This window comes from Stenotrophomonas sp. G4 (genome assembly GCF_003428825.1).
Taxonomy (GTDB): domain Bacteria; phylum Pseudomonadota; class Gammaproteobacteria; order Xanthomonadales; family Xanthomonadaceae; genus Stenotrophomonas; species Stenotrophomonas indicatrix.
Genome location: NZ_CP031741.1, coordinates 1,067,577 through 1,090,996, shown reverse-complemented (window position 1 = coordinate 1,090,996; position 23,420 = coordinate 1,067,577). Strand labels below are relative to the sequence as shown.

Sequence of the window (23,420 nt, the reverse complement as noted above, 5' to 3'; positions counted from 1 at the left end):
CAGAGCACTGATCGCATGAACGGTCTGTTTGGCAGCACCAGCTGGCTCTACATCATCCTGGTCGGCTTCTTCGTCGGCCTGCTGGGACGCTTCTTCATGCCCGGCAACAACCGCATGGGCTGCCTGCTGACCATCGTGCTGGGCATCATCGGCGCGCTGCTGGCCGGCTGGTTCGGCCAGTACATGGGCTGGTACGCGCCCGGTGAACCGGCCGGCTTCCTCGGCGCGGTGCTGGGTGCGGTGGTCGTGCTGGCGATCCTGCGCCTGTTCAGCGGCCGCCGCTGAGCCGCCATCTCCTTTTCCATCCTGCCCCGACGTTGGCGCGCCCGGCGCGCCCGGATATGCCTGCATGACCGAACCCGCCTCTGATCCCCAGCGCAGCGCACAGCGCCTGCAGTGGGCCCGTACCCAGCTTGACGATGGCAACGCCGTGGTCGAACGCGCCTCGGTCGACGCCGGCATGCGCAGCTACTGGCGCACCACCAGCCAGCGCGGCAGCCACATCGTGATGGACGCCCCGCCGGGGCTGGAAGACCCCACGCCGTGGCTGCGCATGCGCGGCCTGCTGCACGATCACGGCCTCCGCGTGCCCGCCCTGCTTGCCCAGGACCTCGACGCCGGCTTCCTGCTGCTGGAAGACCTGGGCGGCCCGACGCTGGCCAAGATCCTCGACGAACGCAATGCCGACGCTTGGTTCAGCCGATCCATCGATCAGCTGCTGCGCCTGCAGGCCATTCCGGTGCCGGCCGATTTCGGCCAGTTCGGCGAAGCGCTGCTGCAGCGTGATGCCGGCCTGTTCGACGAGTGGTTCCTGCAACGCCATCTTGGCCTTGAACTGGACTGCGGCGAGATCGAAGGGCTGCAGCTGGTGCACCGTCGGCTGATGGACAACGCGCTGGGCCAGGCCCAGCTGATGACCCACCGCGACTACATGCCGCGCAACCTGATGCCGGTGGATGGCGGCCCGGCGGTGCTGGATTTCCAGGACCTGGTGCGTGGCCCGATCGCGTACGACGCGGTAAGTCTGTTCAAGGATGCCTTCCTGAGCTGGCCGCTGCAGCGCGTGGACGAATGGCTGGCGCAGTATCACCAGCGCGCACGCGATGCCGGCCTGCCGGTACCCGACCGTGCCACCTTCCTGCGCGATGCCGACTGGATGGGCATCCAGCGCCACGTGAAGATCCTCGGCCTGTTCTGCCGCCTGCGCTACCGCGACAACAAGGGCCACTACCTGGACGATGCGCCGCGCTTCATCGCCTACCTTGATGAAGTGCTGCCGCGCTACCGCGAACTGGCGCCCCTGCAGCAGTTGCTGGAAACGCGGATCAAACCGGCACTGGCCGAGTTGGCCGCGCCGATGCGCGTGCAGCGCTGAAGGCCGCGTCGATGAAGGCACTGATTTTCGCCGCCGGCCTGGGCGAGCGCATGCGCCCCCTCACCCTGCACACGCCCAAGCCACTGCTGGCGGTGGCCGGCAAACCTCTGATCGTGTGGCATCTGCAGCGGTTGGCCGCGCTCGGCATCCACGACGTGGTGATCAACACCGCGTGGCTCGCCGAGCAGTTCCCGGCCACATTGGGCGATGGCAGCCAGTGGGGCCTGCGCCTGCATTTCATGCACGAAGGCGATACCCCGCTGGAAACCGGTGGCGGCATCCTCAATGCACTGCCGGCGCTGGGGGACGATCCGTTCCTGGTAGTGAACGGCGATATCTGGACCGATTTTGATTTCGCCACGCTGCCGCGTGAGCCGGCCGGCCAAGCGCATCTGGTGCTGGTCGACAACCCGGCGCAGCACCCCAATGGCGACTACCGGCTGGACGCGCACGGTGTACTGCACCATGACCGCGAAGGCCCGTGCCTGACCTATGCGGGCATCGGCGTCTATCGCCCGTCCATCGTGGCCGACTGGCGCGCGGTGATCGGTGAGGCACCGGGCAGCGAGCGTGTGCCGCCGAAGTTCTCGGTGGTGCCGTTGCAGAAGCATTTCATGGCACAGGGGTTGATGACGGGGCAGCACCATCGCGGGCGCTGGACCGATGTCGGGACGGTGGATCGCCTGCGCGCGCTGGATGTTGAGTTGGCTGCGAACGGCTGAGCCCCTCGTGGTTGGTCGCATCTGAAGCAGAAGCCTTGCTTGGCCGGGCGGGATGGGCTGCGCAGGGGACGCTGCAAGTACGTCCATGTAAGCTCGGTCGCCGCATCCATGCGGCTCACGCCCCTGCGCAACCCACCCCGCCCGGCCTCTGACAGTTTCCGTGTGCGTCCAACCACGGAAAAAGAAAAAGAAAAGCAAAAGCGGGTCGCTTCGCTGCGCTTGCTCTGGTGACGACCAACGGTCGTCACCCACTAGAAGCAAGACACGTGTCGACCAAGGTCGACACCCACCAACAGCAGTGCAGAACGCCGACCCGACAGATCGCGGGAACCTGTCGAAGGCGGGGTGGCTCAGGTTGCGGGGGCGTGAGCGCCATGGATGGCGCGACCGAGGCTACATGGACGTACTTGCGCCGTCCCCCGCAACCTGAGCCACCCCGCCTCCCCTAAGGAAGCCAGCTTTTGACGTTGACGTTGCTCGGCTTCTGCGGGTGCAGGGTGCAGCCCTGCCTAACACCCAACACCTCTCAGTAACGAGGACGGCCTTCTTCCAGCACCTGGCGCAGGAACGGCACGGTGATCCGCCGCTTCGCCGCCAGCGATTCGCGATCCAGCCAGTCCAGCAACGTGATCAGCCCACCCAGCTCGCGCCCGGTGTGCGACAGCAGCCACTCGATGGCGGCCTCGTCGATCGCCAGCCCCCTGCGCAGCGCGCGCTCGCGCAACACCGCCGCGCGGCCTTCCTCATCCAGCGGCTGCAGCAGCACGCGCACGCATTGGCCCAGGCGCGAACGCAGGTCCGGCAACACCAGGCCCAGTTCGCCCGGTGACTTCTGTGCGGTGTACAGCACCGTCACGTCGGCAGCGCGCGCGCGGTTGTGGAAATCGAACAGCGCGATTTCGTCCTCACGATTGCCTGCCACCGCATCCAGGCCATCCAGCGCCACCAGCTCGCGCTGCTCGAGCCCTTCCAGCGCTACCCGCACCCGGCCGACCACGCTGGTCAGCGGTACATAGGTCGGCAGGCGCCCGGCCTGCTCGGCGCTGGAACACATCGCCAGCGCCTGGTGGGTCTTGCCGGTGCCGGCCGCGCCTTCCAGGTACACCCAGTCGTGGCTGGCCCCTACCGCGATGGCATGCAGCTGCGCCAGCGCGCCGTCCGGCGCGCCGATGAAGCTTTCCAGCCGCTGGTCCCGCGGGTAATGCAGGGCCAGCGGAAGTTGCGGCACACCAATCACTTCAGTTCCGGACCCTTGTCATTGCCAGGCACGATGAGATGGGGCTGGTCGATCACCCCATCAAGCACGATCGTGGGCTTCTCGCCGGCGTACAGCTCGCTCTGGCGGTAACGCTGGTGCGCATAGCGCAACAGCACATTGCTGACCGCCGCCACCGGCAGCGCCAGCAGCATGCCCAGGAAGCCGAACAGCTGGCCGCCTGCCATCACCGCGAAGATCACCGCCACCGGGTGCAGGCCGATCTTGTCGCCAACGATGCGCGGGGTCAGCACGTAGCTCTCCAGCAGCTGGCCAACGGTGAACACCACGCCCACCAGGATCAGCAGCTTCAGGTCGAACCCCTGCGCCTGTACCAGTGCGGCCACGATCGCCATCAGGATGCCGGTGGTCGCGCCCAGGTAGGGAATGAAGCTGATCAGGCCGGCGATCAGGCCGATCAGCAGGCCCAGCTTGAGCCCGACCAGCGACAGGCCACCGGCGTAGATCACGCCCAGCGCCAGCATCACCAGGAACTGCCCGCGGATGAAGGCGCCAAGCACCTCGTTGGATTCACGTGCCAGCGTGGTGATCGTGCCGATCTGGTTGCGCGGGATCACCGATGCCACGCGTTCGACCAGCGTGTCCCAGTCACGCAGGAAGTAGAACGCCAGGATCGGCAGCAGCAGCAGGTTGACCACCCAGGTCACCACCGTGAAGCCCGAGCGCGATACGTAGCCCATGAAGGTCGTGGCGAATCCGCCGGCCTGCTGCCAATGGCTGCGCACCCATTCAATCACACGGTCCGGATCCATCCACTGCATCACTTCCAGCCCGGTCTTCTGCTCGAACCAGGGAATGCCCTTCTCCATCAGCCAGGCCTGCGCCTGCGGGGCCGCGGCGATCAGGGTGCTGATCTGGCGCTCGATCATCGGCACCAGCACCAGCAGCAGCGCGACGATCACCAGCACCATCGCCACGAACACCAGCACCACGCCGGTCATGCGCGAGCGGCCGGTGTCTTCGATGCGGTCCACCAGCGGATCGCCCAGCCAGGCCAGCGCCAGCGCCAGCACGAACGGCGTCAGGATCGGCGCCAGCAGCCACACGACCCAGCCGATCAGGCCGGCCAGCAGGATGAACTTCAACCGCCGCAGGAACTGTGCGATTTCCGCTTCCGGGGACAGGATCATCGCAGGCGGTACTCGTTGCTGACCGGCGCCGGTGCCGGTGCACCGGTCGTGTCGTCGATCGGCGTCGGCAGGGCCGGCAGTGTCGCCGACGGCACCAGCACGCCGTTGTCGCCAAGCATGCGGTTGAAGCCGGCCAGGCCGGTGGTCATTTCCAGATTCAGCTCCAGATGGTCGGCCGTCGCGCGCAGCGGGGTGACGTTGCGCACCACCGCCACTTCACGCAGGCCGGCGGCCAGGCGCAGGTACTCGTCGGCGCTGTTGATGCCGGTCACCACCACGCGGTAGGTGCCCGCCTGGCCGGTGGCCGCACCAGCCTTGGCATAACGCTTGACCAGCGCGTCGGCAGCGCCATCGGCACCGGCGGCCATCGCGCGCATGGCGTTGGCGTCCTTGCTGGTCCACTTGTTCAGTTCCCGGCCGTTGTCGACGAACACCCAGTCCGCCTGCCAGCCGCCATTGGCGCGGTACAGCTTGCCGATCAGCTGCATCGGCGGCGAATAGCGCGACGAGGCCCGGGCCACAGCAGCGCTGTCCTGGCGCCAGATGGCACCGGCCAGGGCCTGTTCTGCGGCGCCACCACTAGGCAGGCCGAGCTTGTAACCGCGCTCGATGGCCCGGCTCAGCAACGGCCGCGCGGCATTGGCCTGCTGCACGCTGACCAGGCGCGGACCACTGCCGTCGTCGACGGCCAGCCACAGCACCGGCTTCGGCCGGGGCTGCGGCCACAGCGGCAGGCCCAGGGCCGACACCAGCCCGTCCACGTCATCCTCGCGGAAGCGCGCGACCAGCAGGGTACGGAAGCTCGGCGCACCGCTGGCGCCCACGCTCTGGTCCTGCCTGTAGTCGTAGCTGGCCACATAGTCCTTGGCATTGCGCAGCGCCTGGACCACGCCAGGGCGCGACATGACGCTGCGATCACCGGACAATTTGCCCAGTACCACGCTCAACGCGCGGGCAAGTGCACCGTTGCGGTCAGCCTCGGCTTGGCTGTTGACGGGCACTTCGGCCTCGTACGCACCACTGGCAGTGGCAACATCCCCCTCGGTTCGCATGCCGCTCTGGGCCATCGTGGCCACCGGCAGGCACAGCGCAAGGAGCAGGGTCAAAAACAGGCTGCGGCGCATCAGGACATCCATTGGCTCGACGTATCCGGGGGGAATTGTTGCCCGAATACGGCCTTTGCGCCAATGCGGCCTGTTAAAATCGGCGATTCAACCCCTGCCAGCGCCGACGCCCGTGACCAACAGCCCGTCTTCCGCCCCTTCTCCCCTCACCTACCGTGACGCGGGTGTCGACATCGACGCCGGCAACGAACTGGTCGAGCGGATCAAGCCCCTGGTCAAGCGCAGCTTCCGTCCGGAGGTGATGGGCGGCCTGGGTGGCTTCGGCGCCCTGTTCGACCTGTCCAACAAGTACCGCGAGCCGGTGCTGGTGTCGGGCACCGACGGCGTCGGCACCAAGCTGAAGCTGGCCCACCAGCTGAACCGCCACGATACGATCGGCATCGACCTGGTCGCCATGTGCGTGAACGACGTGCTGGTGCAGGGCGCCGAGCCGTTGTTCTTCCTGGACTACTTCGCCACCGGCAAGCTGGACATCGACACCGCCGCCGCGGTCGTGGGCGGCATCGCCAACGGCTGCACCGAGGCCGGTTGCGCCCTGATCGGCGGCGAAACCGCCGAGATGCCCGACATGTACGCGCCGGGCGAGTACGACCTGGCCGGCTTCACCGTCGCGGCCGTCGAAAAGAGCGAACTGAAGGACGGCGCCAATGTCGCCGCCGGCGACGTGCTGATCGGCATCGCCTCGTCGGGCCCGCACTCCAACGGCTATTCGCTGGTCCGTCGCATCTACGACCGCGCCGGCCGCCCGGCCGAGCTGGAACTGGAAGGCGGGGTCAAGCTGGTCGATGCGCTGATGGCCCCCACCCGCCTCTACGTCAAGCCGATCCTGTCGCTGCTGAAGTCGCACGGCGATGCCATCCACGGCATGGCCCACATCACCGGTGGCGGCCTGACCGAGAACATCATCCGCGTGGTGCCCGAAGGCCTCGGCCTGGACATCCAGGCCTCGTCGTGGACCCTGCCGCCGGTGTTCCAGTGGCTGCAGAAGGAAGGCGCGGTGGCCGACAGCGAGATGTGGCGCACCTTCAACTGCGGCATCGGCTTCGTGCTGATCGTCGCTGCGGACCAGCTCGAGACCGTATCCGCTGCGGTCAAGGCGGAAGGCCTGGAGCACTGGACGATCGGCCAGGTGGTCACCGCCCAGGGCGGCGAACGCGTCCACATCGCCTGATCCACAGGACAAAGGAACCCGCATGGACGCACCTCCTCCCTTGTCGACGCCGCCGGTGCTGCCGGTGCTGCCGCCGAACCCGGCCATGCCGGTGTTCGGCCCGCAGGACGCCACCCAGCTGCGCCAGCTGGCGATCGGCCACTATGTGGTCGCTGGCCTGATGGCGGTGTTCTCGCTGGTCTTCGTCCTGCACATCGTGCTGGGCATCGCCATGCTGTCCGGCTCGCTGCCGATGAAGTCCGGCGGTGAACCGTCATCGCCGGAGGAGCAGCAGGTCGTCGGCTGGCTGTTCACCGTGATGGGCGTCTGCATCGTGCTCGGCGGGCTGACCCTGGCAGGTTTCGTGGCCTATGCCGGCCGCTGCCTGTCGCAGCAGCGCCGCTACCTGCTGTGCATGATCGTGGCCGGGCTGTCGTGCCTGTTCACTCCCATCGGCACCATCCTCGGCGTGTTCACCCTGGTCGTGCTGCTGCGCCCACAGGTGAAGGCCGCCTTCGCTGGCCAGGCGGGTGTGGCATGAGCGATGGAATGAACCCGCCACCGCTGCCACGGCAGACCCTGGCGGACCTGCAGACCGCAAGCCACCTGCACACCCTGAAGATCCTGTTCTACGCACTGGCCGGCTTCCATTGGCTGGCAGCGCTGGTGTTCCTCGGCTTTGTCGGCATCGTCGCCTTCGAACGCGGCATGGACGACGGCGCCGTGCTGGCGACGGTGTACGGCGCCGTATCGCTGCTGGCCATCGGGCTGGGCTTCCTGCAACTGCGCACCGCGCGGCTGCTTGGCCAGCGCAGCCACCTGGCCTGGTGCCGCGGCGCGGCCTGGGCAGCGGTGATGGCCGGCCCGCTGGGCATGGCGCTCACCGCCTACGCGGTGTATTTCCTGCGCAAGCCGGAGATCGCCGCACTGTTCGACCGCGGCGACCACGTCAGCGTCTGAGCTGGCAAGCGCATGTTCCGTCTCCTCTGCTGATCGCCCCGACATGTCCACGCCCGCTGCCCCCACGCTCGCCCGCAACCGCGCCACCCACTCACTGTCGGCACCGAAGAAGGCCGCACTGGTCGCGGTGCTGGGCATCTTCGCCGCCACCTGGATCCATCCGCTGTGGCCGCTCGAGCAGACCCTGCACAGCTCGTTGACCGTGATCGGCCTGCTGGCGCTGTGGTGGGTGAACCGGCGCTGGCAGCTGGGCAACGGTGCGTTCATCGCCATCTGCGGCTTCATCGCCATCCACTGCGTGGCCGCGCGCTGGCTGTATTCCAACGTGCCGTATGACGCGTGGTTGCAGGCGCTGCTGGGATGGTCGCCGGACGCAGCGTTTGGCTGGCAGCGCAACCACTTCGATCGCCTGATCCACTTCCTCTATGGCGTCTGCTTCACCCCGGCGTTGCTGCAGCTGGCGCGACATGCCTGGCCTGCGCTGCGCATCGGCCAGGCATTCACCCTGGCACTGATGGCAGTGATGTGTTCCAGCCTGGTGTATGAGTGGCTGGAATGGGGCATCGCCCTTGCCCTGTCGCCGGAAGCGGCCGAAGCCTACAACGGCCAGCAGGGCGACATGTGGGACGCGCATGCGGACATGCTGCTGGCGACCCTGGGCAGCCTGTTGCTGTGGCCGCTGGTGCGCCGGAGCGCGGTGCGATGAGCATCCGCCGAATCGCCGTGCTGGCATCCGGGCGCGGCAGCAACCTGCAGGCCATTGTCGACGCCATCGCGGCAGGGCGACTGCAGGCCGAGATTGTCGGCGTGTTCTCCGATCGTCCCGCTGCCGCCGCACTGGAGCGGGTGGCAACGGATCGGCGCTGGGGGCATGCGCCGAAGGAATTCAGCGACCGCGCCGCCTACGAGCTGGCACTGGGTGATGCGCTGGCAGCATCCAGACCGGACTGGATCGTCTGCGCTGGCTACATGCGCATCCTCGGCCCCGATTTCGTGCAGCGGTTCAATGGTCGCCTGGTCAACATCCACCCCTCGCTGCTGCCGCTGCACAAGGGCCTGCACACCCATGCACGGGCGCTTGAGGCCGGAGACGTCGAGCACGGCGCCAGCGTGCATCTGGTGGTGCCGGAACTGGATGCCGGCGCGGTGCTGGCGCAGGCCCGGGTTCCGGTGCTTGCCGGCGACGATGCGCAGACCCTGGCCGAACGCGTGCTTGCGGTGGAGCATCCCCTGCTGATCGCCACCCTGGAACTGCTCTGTGCGGGGCGCCTGGCTGAACGGGAAGGCCAGCCGACGCTCGACGGTCACCCCCTGTTTAGCCCCTTGGCTCTAGATTCCGCCGGAAACCTGAACCGGTAACGCCCGTGCACACGCCCCGCTGACTGCGGGGCTGGCATCCTGCTCCCCTCCTGCGGTTCCTGTCGGCCATGAAGACCACGTCCCTGCTGCGTACAACTCTGCTGCTGCCGCTTGCCGTCCTCGCCTGTGCGGGCTGGGGCCAGGCAACAGCGCCTGCTGCGCCGGCACCTGCCGAGGTGGCACCGCCGGTGTTGCCCGCCCTGGCTTGGGAGCCGCCGCCGCTGCAGCCGTTCAGCGCGACCTACCAGGCGTTCTACAAGGGCAAGGAAGCGGGCGATGCGACCATGCAGGTCACCCACACCGGCGGCAGCCAGTGGCGGGTGGACATGCAGGTGGTCGGCCGCCGCGGCTTTGCCAGCGTGCTGGGCCTGAACATCGAGCAGAGCACGGTGTTCGAGGAGCGCAGCGGTGTGTATGCGCCGCTCAGCCAGAGCACGGTGCGCAAGGGCCTGTTCCTGGGCAAGAAGGCGGTCGGCACCTACAACTGGCAGGCCGGTACCGCGCAATGGAGCGGCGACGTGGAAAAGAAGCGCGCCCAGCCGATTCCACTGCAGGCCGGGGACCAGAGCGCGTTGCTGATCAACCTGGCGATCATGCGCGACGCGCGTCCCGGCGCGGCCATGCACTATCGCTACGTCGACATGGGCAAGGTGCGCCAGCACGATTACCAGGCCGCGCCGCAGACCGAGAACGTCGAGGTCGGCGACCTGTCCTACAACGCGCTGCGGGTGTATCGCACCAACGGCGGCAACAATGAAACCATTCTCTGGATCGCCAACGGTGTCCCCACCCCGGTGCGCATCCTGCAACGCGAAGATGGCGAAGATCGCGTCGATCTGCGCCTGATCGAATACCAAGGAGTCTGAGCATGAACACCCTGACCCGCCCCCTGACCTGGATCGCCGCTGCCGCATTGTCGGTGGCCAGCCTGCCGGCCATGGCCCTGCAGCCGTTCAAGGCCGACTACCTGGCCAGCTACATGGGCATGCAGGCCAATGGCAGCATGACCCTGGCCAGCGAAGGTGCCAACAAGTGGCGCTACAGCCTGCAGGTCAAGAACCAGCTGGCGGACCTGAGCCAGAGCACGGTGTTCGAGGAGGTGCGTGGGCAGCTGCGCCCGCTCAGCAGCCAAGACCGCTCCGCGTTGCTGGTGAAGAAGCGCAATGTGCAGGCCAACTACAACTGGACCAGCAACCAGGCCACCTGGACCGGCGACATCAAGCCGGATCGCGCCGGCCCGATCGCCCTCAAGTCCGGCGACATGGACGCGCTGCTGATCAACCTGGCCATCGCCCGCGACCTGGCTGCCGGCAAGCCGCTGACCTATCGCATGGTCGACGAGGGCCGCATCAAGAACATGACCTACCGCGTGGTGGGCAAGGAAGCGGTCACCGTTGGCGGCAAGAGCTACGAGGCGACCAAGGTCTCGCGCGTCGACGGCAACAAGGAGCTGATTGCCTGGATCGTGCCGGAGTTCCCCGTGCCGGCGCGCATGCTGCAGCGTGAAAGCGGCCGCGATGCGCTGGACCTGACCATCAAGTCGATGAACTGATCGATCGCGCTGCGCGCTCGCCGGGCATGGCCCGGCGCTACCGCCCAACGTCGATCCACGCCAAGCGTGGATTCACGCCCCGCACACAAAAACGCCCGCTTTCGCGGGCGTTTTTTCATTTCTTCGTTTCTTCCGCCGGCTTGAACTCGGTGCGGCAGTCGACCCGGATCTGCTCGCCCGTGGATCGGCGCACGAACGTGCGGCAATGGCGGTTGCCGTCCTGGCTGTCGTTCACCGCAACCGCGTAGAACGATTGGATGATCTCGTCACGGGTTACCGTGCCGTCGCCATTCCAGTCCATGTCCTTCTGCTCGATGCCCTTGGTGATGGCGATGTTGGCGTACCAGGCATAGCCCAGCCACGCCAGCACGATCAGCACCAGCACCAGAAGCGCCTTGCGGCGACGGCTGAACCTGCCGCGCAGGATCATGCGGCCACGCGCCGGATGGTGGCGCCGAGCGAAGACAGCTTCTCTTCGATGTTTTCGTAGCCGCGATCAAGGTGGTAGATGCGATCGATGGTGGTATCGCCATCGGCCATCAAGCCGGCCAGGATCAGCGACGCTGACGCGCGCAGGTCGGTTGCCATCACCGGTGCACCGCTCAGGCGCTCGTGACCACGCACGATGGCCGTGTGGCCTTCCACCTGCACGTCCGCGCCAAGGCGCAGCAGCTCGTTGACATGCATGAAACGGTTCTCGAAGATCGTTTCATTGATCACGCCCACGCCGTCGGCCACGCAGTTGAGCGCCATGAACTGCGCCTGCATGTCGGTCGGGAACGCCGGATACGGCGCAGTGGTCAGGTTGACTGCCTTCGGCCGCTTGCCGTGCATGTCCAGGGTGATGCTGTCTTCGCTGGTCTCGATGGTCGCGCCGGCTTCCACCAGCTTGGCCAGCACCGCATCCATGGTGTTCGGGCGCGCACGGTTGACGGTCACCTTGCCGCCGGTCATCGCTGCGGCCACCAGGAAGGTGCCGGTTTCGATGCGGTCGGGCAGCACTTCATGGCGGCCACCGGACAGGCGTTCGACGCCTTCGATGACCAGGCGGGCGGTGCCCAGGCCTTCGATCTTCGCGCCCAGCGCGATCAGGCAATGCGCCAGGTCGGTGACTTCCGGTTCCATCGCCGCGTTGTCGAGGATGGTGGTGCCTTCGGCCAGCACTGCGGCCATCAGCACGTTCTCGGTACCGGTCACGCTGACCATGTCGAAGGTGAAGTGGCCACCCTTCAGGCGCTTGGCGGTGGCCTTGATGAAGCCGTTCTCGACCACGATTTCGGCACCCAGTGCCTGCAGGCCCTTGATGTGCTGGTCGACCGGGCGCGAACCGATCGCGCAGCCGCCGGGCAGCGATACTTCGGCGGCGCCGAAGCGGGCCAGCAGCGGGCCCAGCACCAGGATCGAGGCGCGCATGGTCCTGACCAGCTCATACGGCGCCACATGCTGGTTGACCGGACGCGGGTCGACCACGATCGCACTGCCACGCGACAGCGTGCCCTGGTCGATGGTCACGTTCGCGCCCAGTTCGCCCAGCAGCTTCACCGTGGTGACCACATCGTGCAGATGCGGCACGTTGGTGATCTCCACCGGCGCGTCGGCCAGCAGGGTCGCGCAGAGAATGGGGAGGACGGCGTTCTTGGCGCCGGAGATGCTTACTTCACCGTGCAGCGCAGCGCCGCCGGTCACAACGATCTTGGCCATGTATTGGGGATCTTCTGCGGTTCAGCCGGCTTCGGCCGGGGTCACGGTTTTCAGTGCGAGCGCGTGGATCGCGCCGCCCATCAGGTCACCCAGAGTGGCATACACCATCCGGTGGCGGGCCAGCGGCAGCTTGCCGGCAAAGGCCTCGCTGACCACGGTCGCTTCGAAATGCACGCCATCATCACCGTGCACGTCGGCGCGGGCGCCGGGCAGGCCGGTTTCGATCAGATTGCGGATGGTGTCGGCGTCCAACGGGCTTTCCTAATAAAATGTGGGTCCATTCTACTTCCGCTGCGTGGCGTCCGCATGGCCGAATCCCTGTTGCCCCCCCGTTCCCCCGACCCTGCCGCCCTGGTCGCCAGTGGCCGGCGTGTGTTCGAGATCGAACGGCAGGCGCTGGACGCGGTGGCCGACCGCCTCGGCGACGCGTTCCAGCAGGCCTGCCGGGCGATCCTGGGCAGCCGCGGCCGGGTGGTCGCCACCGGCATGGGCAAGTCCGGCCATGTGGCACGCAAGATCGCCGCCACCCTGGCCTCCACCGGCACCCCGGCGTTCTACGTGCATCCGGGCGAGGCCGGCCACGGCGACCTGGGCATGATCACCGAAGACGACGTGGTGCTGGCCCTGTCCTATTCGGGCGAATCGGATGAGCTGCTGATGCTGCTGCCGGTGCTCAAGCGCCAGGGCAACGTGCTGATCGCCATGACCGGCCGCCCGCAGTCGAGCCTGGCCAGCGCCGCCGACTTCCACCTGGATGTGAGCGTGCCGGCCGAAGCCTGCCCGCTGGCGCTGGCACCGACCTCCAGCACCACCGCCTCGCTGGCGATGGGTGACGCGCTGGCGGTGGCCCTGCTGGACGCTCGCGGCTTCACCGCCGACGATTTCGCCCGCTCGCACCCGGCCGGCAGCCTCGGCCGCCGCTTGCTGCTGCACATCACCGACGTCATGCACACCGGTGCGGACCTGCCCAAGGTCGATGTCGGCGCCAGCCTCAGCGAAGCGCTGATGGAGATGAGCCGCAAGCGCCTGGGCATGACCGCCGTGGTCGACGGCCAGGGCGTGCTGATCGGGCTGTTCACCGACGGCGACCTGCGCCGCGCCCTGGACACCGACCTGGACGTGCGCACCGCCAGGATCGCCGATGTGATGACCCGGCAACCGCGCACCATCAGCGCCGACAAGCTGGCGGTAGAAGCTGCGCGGCTGATGGAAACGCACAAGATCACCGGCCTGATCGTGGTCGACGACCAGGGCCGCGCGGTCGGCGCGCTGAACATTCATGACCTGTTGCGGGCCCGGGTGGTTTAACCGACAGTCCGTAGACCCCATTCAGTCTGTACCAACGAGCCCGCAACCACTGAGTCCGATGCCCTGATGCCCTGGTCCCCCCTGCCCGCCTTCCCCGCCCACCTGCATGCCGTTGCGGCCGGTATCCGCCTGGCCTGCTTCGACGTGGACGGCACCCTCACCGACGGTCGGCTGTACTACGACAAGGATGGCAACGAGAGCAAGGCGTACTTCGTGCAGGATGGTCTGGGCCTGAAACTGCTGCAGCAGCACGGCATCCACCCCGTGCTGATCACCGCGCGCAACAGCCAGTCCGCGCTCAAGCGCGGCGCCGACCTGGGCATCGACACCCAGATTGCCGTCGGCGACAAGCTGGCCAGCGTGCAGGCGCTGTGCGCCCAGCACGGCATCGGCCTGGAGCAGGTGGCCTTCATGGGTGACGACCTGCCGGACCTTGCGCCGCTGGGCGCGGTCGGCCTGGCGGTGGCTCCGGCCAATGCCCACCCGTGGATCGCCGAGCGCGTGCACTGGGTCACCCGTGCTGACGGTGGCCGTGGTGCCGCGCGCGAGCTGTGCGACGTGCTGCTGGCCGCGCAGGGCCGCGTGGACGCCGTGCTGGCGAGGTTCGGCGCATGAATGCCCCCACCCTGAACTGGCGGATGATCCTCGGCGTCGGCCTGCTGCTGGCCGCCCTGCTGAGCAGCTGGGCGGCGCTGCGCAACCGCGAAAAGGCACCTGCCGCCGAAGGCCAGGACGCCGGCGTGGACTACATCCTGCACGATTTCCAGATCGTCGCCCTGGACGAACATGGCAAGGAATCGACCACCCTGCGCGCGCCCCTGCTGGAACGCCAGCGTGGTGACCAGACGCTCAACATCACCACGCCGCTGTTCGAAATGCCCGACAAGGACGGCAAGCACTGGACGCTGCGCGCCCAGACCGGCTGGCTCAGTGCCAAGGGCGACGAGATGAAGCTGCGGGGCAACGTCGCCGGCGACAGCCCGGCCGGCCCGGGCGTGGTCCCGACCACCTTCCGCACCGACCACCTGGATGTATTCCCGAAGGACAACCGCGCCCGCACCGATGCCCTGGTGACCATGACCCGGCCCGGCATGGAGCAGTCCGGCGTCGGGTTCGAGGTGGATTCGAAGAACAACACGTATCATTTCCTCAGCCAGTCCAAGGGTCGATACACGCCCAAGCGCTGATTCCGCCGCCCGCCCGCGACGTCTTCCGACAGGCGCGAAGCCGGCAGCCCCCACCCGCCGCCCCCGGTCCCGCCGGAGGGCCACCACCGGTAGAACGGACCCCGATGAAGATTCCCTTTGCAGCCGTGCTCGCACTCAGTCTTCTTGTCCCCGCTGTCGCCTTTGCCAAGTCGACGGACCGCAACGAAGCGATGAACATTGATTCCGGTGCGCAGTCCGGCACCCTCACCGGTGATGGCAAGACCGTGCTGTCCGGTGGCGTGATCATCACCCAGGGCACCCTGGACCTGCGCTCGTCCGAAGCAGAGATCTATCTCAAGGGCGGCGAAGCCGTGCGTGCGGTGTTCACCGGCAAGCAGGCCAAGATGAAGCAGCAGCTCGACGATGGCACCTGGATGGATGCGGTGGCCGACCGGATCGACTACGACATCACCACCGAGATCATCACCCTGACCGGCAACTACAAGGTCACCAGCGCGCGCGGCACCAATGCGGGCCAGCGCATGGTCTACAACACCCGCAGCGGTGAAATGAACTCCGGCGGCGATGGCAGCCGCGTGCGCACCGTGATTCCGCCGAAGAACAAGACGCCTGCTGCCGCTCCGGCTCCGGCTGGAGGCAAGAAGTAATGCTCGTCGCAACTGGCCTGCGCAAACGCTACAAGCAGCGCGAAGTCGTCAAGGACTTCGGGCTGACCCTGGACGCCGGTGAAGTGGTCGGCCTGCTCGGTCCCAACGGTGCCGGCAAGACCACCTGCTTCTACATGATCGTCGGCCTGGTCGGTGCCGATGCCGGCAGCATCGTGCTGGACGGCAAGGACATCACCGGCGACCCGATGTACACCCGCGCCAAGCAGGGCGTGGGCTACCTGCCGCAGGAACCGTCGGTGTTCCGCAAGCTGACCGTGGCCGACAACCTGCGCCTGGTGCTGGAACTGCGCGAGGACCTGGATTCGGCAGGCCGCGAGCGCGAACTGAACAGCCTGCTCGACGAACTGCAGCTTGGGCATGTTTCCGAACAGCTCGGTGCCAGCCTGTCCGGTGGTGAGCGCCGTCGCTGCGAGATCGCCCGTGCCCTGGCCGCCAAGCCGCGGCTGATCCTGCTCGACGAACCCTTCGCCGGTGTCGACCCGATCTCGGTCGGCGAAATCCAGCGCATCGTCACCCATCTCAAGCAACGCGGCATCGGTGTGCTGATCACCGACCACAACGTGCGCGAGACCTTGGGAATCTGCGACCGCGCGTATATCCTCGCAGAGGGCACCGTACTGGCCCAGGGCTCGCCGGAGGCGATCCTGGACAACGCCGACGTGCGCCGCGTCTACCTTGGGGATTCCTTCAAGCTGTGACCGCGGCCGCCGGGCCCTCTCCCTTCCGTTCGGCACAGGCATGAAGACTCGGCTGCAGACATCGTTGGGACAGCAGCTGGTGCTTACGCCCCAGCTGCAGCAGGCGATCAAGCTGCTGCAGATGTCCACGACCGAGCTGGAGCTGGAAATCGCCCAGGCGGTGGAGAGCAATCCGCTGCTGGACTGGTCGGACAGCAGCGACGAAGGTGCCGGTGTCGACAAGGACGGCAGCGGCGAGGACGCGGGCGGCGACAATGACGCCCCGCCCGACAACGCTGAAAGCAGCGGCGACGACTGGGCGCCTGCCGAGCTGGACTGGAGCAGTGGCGGCAGCGGCGGTAGTTTCGATGACGACGACGACAATGGCAGTGCCGCCGAACGCGTTGCCGAAACCGAAACCCTGGCCGACCACCTGCTGTGGCAGCTGCACCTGACCCACCTGTCCAAGCGCGACCGCAGCATCGGCGCCGCGCTCATCGATTCGCTGGAAGACGACGGCTATCTGCGCGAGCCGCTCTCGGCCATCGCCGAAGCGCTGTTGCCGGCGATCCACGCCGGTGAAGACGAAATCCTGACCGTGCTGCACCAGATCCAGCGCTTCGACCCGGTAGGCGTGGCCGCACGCAGCCTTGGCGAGTGCCTGCAACTGCAGCTGGACGTGCTTCCTGCTGATACCCCGTGCCTGGCCCTGGCCCGACAGGTTGCCGCCGGCCCACTGGAACAACTGCCGCGCTCGGGCGTGACCGGCCTGGCCCAGCAGTTGAAGCAGCCGCTGGCCGAGGTCGAGACCGCCGTGGCCCTGCTGCGCTCGCTGGACCCTCGCCCCGGCACCCAGATCGCCCCGCTCGCCCAGGACACCTACGTGGTGCCCGACGTGGTCGTATGGCGGCAGAACGGCATCTGGCGCGCCGCGCTGGCCGCCCATGCCGGCCCCAGGCTGGTGATCCACCGCGGTTACGAGCAGATGATCCGCCGCTGCGGTGACGCCGATGCCGGTTACCTGCGCGGCCAGCTGCAGGAGGCGCGCTGGCTGCTGAAGGGCCTGCAGGCGCGAGGCGAGACGCTGCTGCGGGTAGTGCGCAGCCTGATCCAGCAGCAGGCGGGCTTCCTTGAATTCGGCGAACAGGCATTGCGCCCGTTGACCCTGCGCGAGATCGCCGGCGAACTGGGCCTGCATGAATCCACCGTATCGCGCGCGATCGCCCGCAAGCATGTGCGTACGCCACGTGGCACCCTGCCGCTGCGCGCCTTCTTCGCTTCGGGCATCGACACCGACGGCGGCGGCGAAGCGTCCAGCACCGCCATCCAGGCCATGATCCGGCGCCTGATCGATGACGAGAACCCACGCAAGCCGCTTTCTGACGCCAAGCTGGCTGACCTGCTCAAATCGTCGGGAATTCCGGTAGCGCGGCGCACCGTGGCGAAGTATCGTGAGGCCATGAACATCTCCGCCTCGCACGAAAGAGTCAGAATCGTTTGACGCGCCGCCGCGCCCGGCGGAGAGGTTCATTGGCACATCCGATCAAAGGAGAAACCCGATGCGCATCGAAACGTTTGGCAAAGATGTCGAAGTCACCCCGGCCCTGCAGTCCTATGTAGAGGAGAAGCTGGCCCGGATCGGCAAACACTTCGACCAGCACTGCGAAGCGCGGGTGACGCTCAAGCTGCAGAAGACTGAACACCACGTCGATGCCAGCCTCAATATTCCGGGTCAGACCCTGCACGCTGAAGCCAATGCGCAGACCATGTATGCGGCGATCGACCTGCTGGCGGACAAGCTTGACCGCCTGGTGATCAAGCACAAGGAGAAAAAACAGCAGCACGCACCGCTGCCGGTGGGCGACAATGGTGGCTGATCGCCACCGCTCCCCGCAGACATGCCCCTGACTGACCTCCTGGCGGCCGTGCAGACCCAGCTCTGCACGGCCACCGACCGCGACAGCGTCCTGCAGGCCGCGGCCGGATTGCTGGCCTGCCGCCAGGCCAACGCCGAACAGATCTATCTCAACCTGTGCCAGCGCGAAGCGCTGGGCAGTACCGCGATCGGCTACGGCATCGCCATCCCGCATGGTCGTGCGCCGACCCTGGATCGCCCCCGTGGCGCGCTGCTGCGCCTGCAGACCCCGGTCGATTTCGGTGGTGACGAGCCGGTGGACCTGGTGTTCGCCATGGCCGTTCCCGCCCACTACACCCATCAACACCTGATGCTGCTGTCCGAGCTGGCCGAGCTGTTTTCCGCGCCCTGCATCCGCCAGGCGCTGCGCGAGGCCGGTGATGCACGGGAGCTGCGCCAGGCCCTGGACCTGACCCCACCGGCGAGCGCCGCATGAATACCAGCATCACTGCCCGCGAACTGTTCGAACAGCAGCGAGAGCGGCTCGGCCTGCGTTGGGCAGCGGGCAAATCCGGCGAGAAGCGCGAGCTGGAGGCCGGCAATACGGTCTCGCGACGCCCTTCGCTGGCCGGCTATCTCAATGCGATCTATCCCAACAAGGTGCAGATCCTCGGTACCGAGGAACTGTCCTGGCTGGACGCGCTGGAACCACGCCAGCGCTGGGAAACCATCGAAAAGATCATGCAGTCGCATCCGCTGGCGCTGGTGCTGACCCGCAACCAGCCGTGCCCGGAAGACCTGCGCGCGGCCGCCGATGAATCCGGCACGCCGCTGTGGCTGTCACCCAAGCGCGGCCACGAACTGCTCAACCATCTGTCCTATCACCTTGCCCGGACGCTGGCGCCGCGGGTGATCCTGCATGGCGTGTTCATGGAGATCTACTCCATCGGCGTGCTGATCACCGGCGAAGCGGGATCAGGCAAGAGCGAGCTGGCCCTGGAACTGCTCAGCCGCGGTCACCGCCTGGTGGCCGACGACGCCCCCGAGTTCACCCAGATCGCCCCCGACGTGCTCGATGGCACCTGCCCGGAACTGCTGCAGGACCTGCTGGAAGTGCGCGGCCTGGGCGTGCTGAACGTGCGCGAGATGTTTGGCGACACCGCTGTAAAAAAGAACAAGTACCTTCGGCTGATCGTCCACCTGACCAAGCCGATGACCGAGCCCACCCCCCACGGTTACGAGCGCCTGACCGGCGACTCGGGCACGCGCCACGTGCTGGACCTGGACGTGCCGCTGATCACCCTGCCGGTGATGCCCGGCCGCAACCTGGCCGTCCTGACCGAGGCGGCCACCCGCCTGCACATTCTGCGTACCAAGGGTATCGACCCGGCGGCGATGTTCATCGCCCGCCACAGCAACCTGCTGGAACGGCGAACGCCCTGACCCCCCTGTCCTTCGAAGAGCCCGTCCATGAGCACCGTCATTCCCACCGCCCCGACCCTGATCATCGTCAGTGGCCTGTCCGGCTCGGGTAAATCCGTCGCCCTGAAGACCTTCGAGGACCAGGACTACTACTGTTCGGACAACCTGCCGATCCAGCTGCTGCCGGATTTCGTGCGCAATGTGCTGAGTCATCACGACGGTGCATCAGCGCGCCGGCTGGCGGTGGGCATCGACGTGCGTGGGCAGAGCGACCTGACCCAGTTGTCCAGCTGGCGGCAGCTGGCCACCGATGCCGGCGTCGACGCCAAGGTGCTGTTTTTCGAGGCCAGCGATGAAACGGTGCTCAAGCGCTACGCCGACACCCGCCGCCGGCACCCGCTGAGCCAGCTGGGCCTGTCGCTGCCGGAAGCGATTGCGCGTGAGCGCGAGCTGATCGCGCCGCTGCGCCGCGAAGCCGATGCGGTGATTGATACCAGTGCGTTGAACGTGCACCAGCTGCGGCGCCGGATCATCACTGAATTTGCGATGGGCCATGCCAGCCGCCTGTCGCTGCTGTTCGAATCGTTCGCCTACAAGCGTGGCGTGCCGGCCGAGGCCGACTTCGTGTTCGACGCGCGCGTGCTGCCCAACCCGCATTGGGATCCGGAACTGCGTGCGTTGAGCGGCCGCGAACCCGGCGTGCGCGACTACCTGGAAGCGCAGCCGGATGTGCAGCGCTACCTGGCGCAGCTGATGGATTTCCTGGATACCTGGCTGCCCAAGCTGGGCGATGGCACCCGCAGCTATGTGACGGTGGCCTTCGGTTGCACCGGCGGCAAGCACCGCTCGGTGTTCCTGGCCGAACGCCTGGCCCGCCATGCGCGTGAGATGGGCTGGGAAGACGTGGCGACGTACCACCGCGAACAGGATTGACAGGGTCGGCCGGGCTGCGCCCGGCACCTGCAGAAACCACGGCAACGTCAACGGCAAGAGCCGGATTACGTGGGACGGCGACGCATCGTCGTTTGGCTGTTGGTGGGTGTCGACCTTGGTCGACACGGTAGATCCACGCCATGCGTGGATGAATAGACAAACAGGGGTCGGGTCGGATCCTTTTTCAACAAAAAAGGGCCCTGACCCGAGCAACGCTGAATACGGGACACAGTGCCCCTCTCCTGCTGCTATCGCCAATTCACCTTGACCTGTTAACGTGCAGTAATGACCTGTGGCATTCTCCTCGTAACACATCCTGGGGTCGGGATCGCCCTGCTCGACGTGGCGACCCGGCTTCTGCGGCAGTTGCCGCTGAAGACCGAAGCTTTCGAAGTACCGTTCGACGCAGACCTGGATGCTCTGCTCCCGCTCGCCTCGGCCGCTCTGCGGCGGGTCGATGGGGGCGATGGCGTGCTGATCCTGACCGACCTGTACGGCGCCAGCCCTGCCAACCTTGCCGGGCAGCTGGCCCGGTTGGGGACCCCGGTTCGCCGGGTGTCGGCGCTGAGTCTGCCGATGTTGCTGCGGGTGATGAATTATCCGGAACAGGGACTGGATCAACTGCCCGCCACTGCGGCGGCGGGCACCCGTAATGGAGCGATAGTCGACGATGCTTGAACGAGAACTCACTGTGAGCAACCGCCTGGGCCTGCATGCCCGGGCCACCGCCAAGCTGGTGCAGACCCTGGCGCCGTTCCGCTGCAACGTGACCATGGCCGCCAAGGGCCGTGAGATCAACGCCAAGAGCATCATGGGCGTGATGCTGCTGGCGGCCGGGCAAGGCACGCCGGTCACCATCCGCATCAACGGCGAGGACGAAGCCGCCGCGATGGACGCGGTGGTCGACCTGTTCGAGCGCCGCTTCGACGAGGACAACTGAGCGTGCCGCGCGCGCGCGCCGGCCAGGCCCCCACCGGCCAACGGCCGGTACAGCTGCTGGCCGGTCACGGCGCCGCCCGCGGCACGGCAATGGGCCGCGCCCGCGTGCGCCTGCCGCATGCACTGGAAGTAGCCGAACAGCGCGTCGCCCCCTCCCATGTTGAATCCGAGCTGGCGCGCCTGCACCACGCAGTCGACGCGGCGCGCACGGAAATGCACGACCTGCGCCAGCGCCTGCATGGCGCGCTGAACCAGGAGGTCGGCGAGTTCCTCGACCTGCATGCGCTGCTGCTGGATGATCCCGAACTGCTGTTCGGCCTGGACGAACTGATCCGCAGTGGCCCCTACAGCGCCGGCTACGCGCTGCGCCTGCAGCGCGACCGCCTGGCCAAAGTCTTCGACGGCATGGACGATGCCTACCTGAAGAGCCGCATGGACGACCTCGACCATGTGATCGGGCGCATCCATGCCTTCCTGCAGCCCGAGCGGCCCGCAGCGATGAAGGGCCTGGCCGGCGAAATCCTGGTCTGCGACAACATCGCCCCTTCCGAGCTGGCCCAGCTGCAGTCGCACGGTGTGGTCGGCATCGTCACCAGCGCTGGCAGCGCGCTTTCGCACAGTGCGATCCTCGCCCGCAGCCTGCACCTGCCGTTGATCGTCAGCGTGCCGCAGCTGCTGAACAAGGTGATCGACGGCGACGTGCTGATCATCGATGGCGCCGACGGCAGCATCACCGTCAATCCGCAGGCTGACAACCTGCGTGATTACCGCGCGCGCCTGAAGGAGCACGCACGCGAGCAGCGCGAGCTTGGCCGCCTGCGCAGCAAGCCCAGCCGTACCCGCGACCAGGTCGACATCGCCCTGCTGGCCAACGCCGAATCGCTGGAAGATGTGACCCAGGCCCATGCGCTGGGCGCCCACGGCCTGGGCCTGTACCGCACCGAATTCCTGTTCCTGCAGCGCAACGAGCTGCCGGACGAAGAAGAACAGTTCCAGACCTACCGCGATGCGGCGCTGGGCATGAGTGGCCGCCCGGTGACCATCCGCACCCTCGACCTGGGCGCCGACAAGGCAGACCGCACCGGCCTGACCCTGAGCAACGAGGAAAACCCGGCGCTGGGCCTGCGCGGCGTGCGCCTGTCGCTGGCCCGGCCCAAGGTGGCCGATACCCAGATGCGCGCGATCCTGCGCGCCTCGGCCTACGGCAAGCTGCGCGTGCTGGTGCCCATGGTCAGCACCCGTGACGAACTGCTGGCGGTACGCCGGCGCATGCTGAAACTGGGCGAGCAACTGCGCGCCGAGGGCCACATGGTGGCCGAGCACGTGCCACTGGGCGCGATGATCGAAGTACCCGCCGCCGCGCTGGCGCTGGAGAGCTTCATCGACCTGGTCGACTTCCTGTCGATCGGCACCAACGATCTGGTGCAGTACCTGCTGGCCGCCGACCGCAACAACGAAGCACTGGGCGAACTGTATTCGCCGCTGCATCCGGCCGTGCTGCGCCTGCTGCAGATGGTGATCGAGACCGGCGCACGCCATCGCATCCCGGTGGCGGTATGTGGCGAAATCGCGGGCGACGCACGGATGACCCCGCTGCTGCTGGCACTGGGCCTGACCGAGTTCAGCCTGCACCCGGGCACCCTGCTGGAAGTACGCCGGGCCGTCCGTGACGCCGATCTGGGGGCCCTGCGTGCCCGCGCACCGAAGCTGCTGGGCATGCGTGACCGCCGCGGCATCGAGCGCTGGCTGGCGCTTGTGGCGGACGCGTCCTGACCCCCGCGCTACGCGCTCGCCGGGCACGGCCCGGCGCTACCGCCGCGTGTCACCTTTGGTAGCGCCGGGCCATGCCCGGCGGATTCGATACCGCCGCGTGTCACCTTTGGTAGCGCCGGGCCATGCCCGGCGGATTCGATCTGGAGCAGCAGCCCCTTGTTGTTCAAGGAGCGCGCCGGCAGGCGGGGATACGGTGGCATGCGTGGACCCCAGTGGCCTGTGGCCGGCGGGGTATGCGCTGAAACATCCCCTTGCGATAATGACGCGCTGAACACCCCTGTTGCCGCATCCTTGCCAGGATCGCGGCTTTTCTTATCCCGCGGGAGC

29 protein-coding genes are annotated in these 23,420 nt (G+C 67.2%); 23 read left to right on the top strand and 6 right to left on the bottom strand.

Annotated elements, in window-relative coordinates:
- Nucleotides 1-15: 15 nt before the first annotated feature.
- The 3 genes from D0Y85_RS05050 to murU all read left to right on the top strand — a co-directional run bounded on the left by D0Y85_RS05050 (nucleotide 16) and on the right by murU (nucleotide 2,097).
- Complete coding sequence (locus D0Y85_RS05050) at nucleotides 16-285, top strand: GlsB/YeaQ/YmgE family stress response membrane protein (protein ID WP_025874000.1); 270 nt, start codon at nucleotides 16-18, stop codon at nucleotides 283-285.
- Between the two features lie 64 nt (nucleotides 286-349).
- A complete protein-coding gene (locus tag D0Y85_RS05045; RefSeq protein ID WP_093817558.1) occupies nucleotides 350-1,375 on the top strand; it encodes a phosphotransferase in 1,026 nt (341 codons plus the stop codon).
- Between the two features lie 11 nt (nucleotides 1,376-1,386).
- Nucleotides 1,387-2,097: an N-acetylmuramate alpha-1-phosphate uridylyltransferase MurU gene (gene murU, locus D0Y85_RS05040; protein ID WP_117309713.1), complete on the top strand. Its 711-nt coding sequence runs from the start codon at nucleotides 1,387-1,389 to the stop codon at nucleotides 2,095-2,097.
- 526 nt (nucleotides 2,098-2,623) lie between these two features.
- Here murU and hda read toward each other — a convergent pair.
- Genes hda through D0Y85_RS05025 form a run of 3 tightly spaced genes read right to left on the bottom strand, consistent with a single transcriptional unit; the run spans nucleotide 2,624 to nucleotide 5,627 of the window.
- On the bottom strand, nucleotides 2,624-3,331 hold the full coding sequence (gene hda / locus D0Y85_RS05035; protein WP_117311850.1) for a DnaA regulatory inactivator Hda: 708 nt from the start codon (nucleotides 3,329-3,331) through the stop codon (nucleotides 2,624-2,626).
- The gene (locus D0Y85_RS05030) at nucleotides 3,331-4,503 is read right to left on the bottom strand and encodes an AI-2E family transporter (protein ID WP_117309712.1); all 1,173 of its coding nucleotides are present in this window, start codon (nucleotides 4,501-4,503) and stop codon (nucleotides 3,331-3,333) included. The genes hda and D0Y85_RS05030 overlap by 1 nt, the downstream gene beginning before the upstream one ends.
- Entirely contained in the window at nucleotides 4,500-5,627 is a 1,128-nt protein-coding gene (locus tag D0Y85_RS05025; protein ID WP_240329341.1) for a DUF2066 domain-containing protein, read from the bottom strand. Before D0Y85_RS05025 ends, D0Y85_RS05030 begins: the two co-directional genes overlap by 4 nt.
- Nucleotides 5,628-5,739: 112 nt before the next feature.
- Here D0Y85_RS05025 and purM point away from each other — a divergent pair, with 112 nt between their 5' ends.
- From purM to D0Y85_RS04990, 7 genes are all read left to right on the top strand, one after another.
- Nucleotides 5,740-6,798, top strand: coding sequence for a phosphoribosylformylglycinamidine cyclo-ligase (gene purM, locus D0Y85_RS05020; RefSeq protein ID WP_117309710.1), 1,059 nt, complete (start codon nucleotides 5,740-5,742; stop codon nucleotides 6,796-6,798).
- A 22-nt stretch (nucleotides 6,799-6,820) separates the two neighbouring features.
- Nucleotides 6,821-7,318, top strand: coding sequence for a hypothetical protein (locus tag D0Y85_RS05015; RefSeq protein ID WP_117309709.1), 498 nt, complete (start codon nucleotides 6,821-6,823; stop codon nucleotides 7,316-7,318).
- Nucleotides 7,315-7,737: a hypothetical protein gene (locus D0Y85_RS05010; protein WP_117309708.1), complete on the top strand. Its 423-nt coding sequence runs from the start codon at nucleotides 7,315-7,317 to the stop codon at nucleotides 7,735-7,737. Before D0Y85_RS05015 ends, D0Y85_RS05010 begins: the two co-directional genes overlap by 4 nt.
- Before the next feature lie 94 nt (nucleotides 7,738-7,831).
- The gene (locus D0Y85_RS05005; RefSeq protein ID WP_205420755.1) at nucleotides 7,832-8,443 is read left to right on the top strand and encodes a DUF2238 domain-containing protein; all 612 of its coding nucleotides are present in this window, start codon (nucleotides 7,832-7,834) and stop codon (nucleotides 8,441-8,443) included.
- The gene (gene purN, locus D0Y85_RS05000) at nucleotides 8,440-9,096 is read left to right on the top strand and encodes a phosphoribosylglycinamide formyltransferase (RefSeq protein ID WP_117311849.1); all 657 of its coding nucleotides are present in this window, start codon (nucleotides 8,440-8,442) and stop codon (nucleotides 9,094-9,096) included. Before D0Y85_RS05005 ends, purN begins: the two co-directional genes overlap by 4 nt.
- Nucleotides 9,097-9,164: 68 nt before the next feature.
- Complete coding sequence (locus tag D0Y85_RS04995; protein WP_117309706.1) at nucleotides 9,165-9,962, top strand: DUF3108 domain-containing protein; 798 nt, start codon at nucleotides 9,165-9,167, stop codon at nucleotides 9,960-9,962.
- Between the two features lie 2 nt (nucleotides 9,963-9,964).
- On the top strand, nucleotides 9,965-10,648 hold the full coding sequence (locus D0Y85_RS04990) for a DUF3108 domain-containing protein (protein WP_117309705.1): 684 nt from the start codon (nucleotides 9,965-9,967) through the stop codon (nucleotides 10,646-10,648).
- Between the two features lie 115 nt (nucleotides 10,649-10,763).
- Here the strand turns inward: D0Y85_RS04990 and D0Y85_RS04985 are convergent, their stop codons facing one another.
- Genes D0Y85_RS04985 through D0Y85_RS04975 form a run of 3 tightly spaced genes read right to left on the bottom strand, consistent with a single transcriptional unit; the run spans nucleotide 10,764 to nucleotide 12,601 of the window.
- Entirely contained in the window at nucleotides 10,764-11,078 is a 315-nt protein-coding gene (locus D0Y85_RS04985) for a hypothetical protein (RefSeq protein ID WP_025874012.1), read from the bottom strand.
- Complete coding sequence (gene murA / locus D0Y85_RS04980; protein WP_117309704.1) at nucleotides 11,075-12,349, bottom strand: UDP-N-acetylglucosamine 1-carboxyvinyltransferase; 1,275 nt, start codon at nucleotides 12,347-12,349, stop codon at nucleotides 11,075-11,077. Before murA ends, D0Y85_RS04985 begins: the two co-directional genes overlap by 4 nt.
- 21 nt (nucleotides 12,350-12,370) lie before the next feature.
- Complete coding sequence (locus tag D0Y85_RS04975; RefSeq protein WP_117309703.1) at nucleotides 12,371-12,601, bottom strand: BolA/IbaG family iron-sulfur metabolism protein; 231 nt, start codon at nucleotides 12,599-12,601, stop codon at nucleotides 12,371-12,373.
- Nucleotides 12,602-12,655: 54 nt separating this feature from the next.
- Between D0Y85_RS04975 and D0Y85_RS04970 the strand changes: the two genes are divergently transcribed.
- The 13 genes from D0Y85_RS04970 to ptsP all read left to right on the top strand — a co-directional run bounded on the left by D0Y85_RS04970 (nucleotide 12,656) and on the right by ptsP (nucleotide 23,093).
- On the top strand, nucleotides 12,656-13,657 hold the full coding sequence (locus D0Y85_RS04970) for a KpsF/GutQ family sugar-phosphate isomerase (protein ID WP_117309702.1): 1,002 nt from the start codon (nucleotides 12,656-12,658) through the stop codon (nucleotides 13,655-13,657).
- Nucleotides 13,658-13,723: 66 nt separating this feature from the next.
- Nucleotides 13,724-14,272 carry an HAD hydrolase family protein gene (locus D0Y85_RS04965; protein ID WP_117309701.1) on the top strand — a complete coding sequence of 183 codons (549 nt, stop codon included), beginning with the start codon at nucleotides 13,724-13,726 and terminating at the stop codon, nucleotides 14,270-14,272.
- A complete protein-coding gene (lptC, locus tag D0Y85_RS04960; RefSeq protein WP_080149498.1) occupies nucleotides 14,269-14,844 on the top strand; it encodes an LPS export ABC transporter periplasmic protein LptC in 576 nt (191 codons plus the stop codon). Before D0Y85_RS04965 ends, lptC begins: the two co-directional genes overlap by 4 nt.
- A gap of 104 nt (nucleotides 14,845-14,948) precedes the next feature.
- A complete protein-coding gene (gene lptA, locus D0Y85_RS04955; RefSeq protein ID WP_025874018.1) occupies nucleotides 14,949-15,473 on the top strand; it encodes a lipopolysaccharide transport periplasmic protein LptA in 525 nt (174 codons plus the stop codon).
- Entirely contained in the window at nucleotides 15,473-16,192 is a 720-nt protein-coding gene (lptB, locus tag D0Y85_RS04950; protein ID WP_025874019.1) for an LPS export ABC transporter ATP-binding protein, read from the top strand. Before lptA ends, lptB begins: the two co-directional genes overlap by 1 nt.
- A 40-nt stretch (nucleotides 16,193-16,232) precedes the next feature.
- Nucleotides 16,233-17,672 (top strand): RNA polymerase factor sigma-54, encoded by a 1,440-nt coding sequence (locus D0Y85_RS04945; protein ID WP_117309700.1) that lies wholly within the window; start codon nucleotides 16,233-16,235, stop codon nucleotides 17,670-17,672.
- A gap of 58 nt (nucleotides 17,673-17,730) precedes the next feature.
- Nucleotides 17,731-18,048 carry a ribosome-associated translation inhibitor RaiA gene (gene raiA, locus D0Y85_RS04940; protein WP_004147311.1) on the top strand — a complete coding sequence of 106 codons (318 nt, stop codon included), beginning with the start codon at nucleotides 17,731-17,733 and terminating at the stop codon, nucleotides 18,046-18,048.
- Between the two features lie 21 nt (nucleotides 18,049-18,069).
- On the top strand, nucleotides 18,070-18,522 hold the full coding sequence (locus tag D0Y85_RS04935; RefSeq protein ID WP_032977285.1) for a PTS sugar transporter subunit IIA: 453 nt from the start codon (nucleotides 18,070-18,072) through the stop codon (nucleotides 18,520-18,522).
- Nucleotides 18,519-19,469: an HPr(Ser) kinase/phosphatase gene (gene hprK, locus D0Y85_RS04930; protein ID WP_004147299.1), complete on the top strand. Its 951-nt coding sequence runs from the start codon at nucleotides 18,519-18,521 to the stop codon at nucleotides 19,467-19,469. The genes D0Y85_RS04935 and hprK overlap by 4 nt, the downstream gene beginning before the upstream one ends.
- Before the next feature lie 27 nt (nucleotides 19,470-19,496).
- On the top strand, nucleotides 19,497-20,381 hold the full coding sequence (gene rapZ, locus D0Y85_RS04925) for an RNase adapter RapZ (protein ID WP_049470083.1): 885 nt from the start codon (nucleotides 19,497-19,499) through the stop codon (nucleotides 20,379-20,381).
- A gap of 285 nt (nucleotides 20,382-20,666) precedes the next feature.
- Nucleotides 20,667-21,059 (top strand): PTS fructose IIA component family protein, encoded by a 393-nt coding sequence (locus tag D0Y85_RS04920; protein WP_025874023.1) that lies wholly within the window; start codon nucleotides 20,667-20,669, stop codon nucleotides 21,057-21,059.
- On the top strand, nucleotides 21,052-21,321 hold the full coding sequence (locus D0Y85_RS04915) for an HPr family phosphocarrier protein (protein ID WP_093817544.1): 270 nt from the start codon (nucleotides 21,052-21,054) through the stop codon (nucleotides 21,319-21,321). Before D0Y85_RS04920 ends, D0Y85_RS04915 begins: the two co-directional genes overlap by 8 nt.
- 2 nt (nucleotides 21,322-21,323) lie before the next feature.
- Nucleotides 21,324-23,093, top strand: a complete 1,770-nt coding sequence (ptsP, locus tag D0Y85_RS04910; protein WP_117309699.1) for a phosphoenolpyruvate--protein phosphotransferase — start codon at nucleotides 21,324-21,326, stop codon at nucleotides 23,091-23,093.
- Nucleotides 23,094-23,420 lie beyond the last annotated feature (327 nt).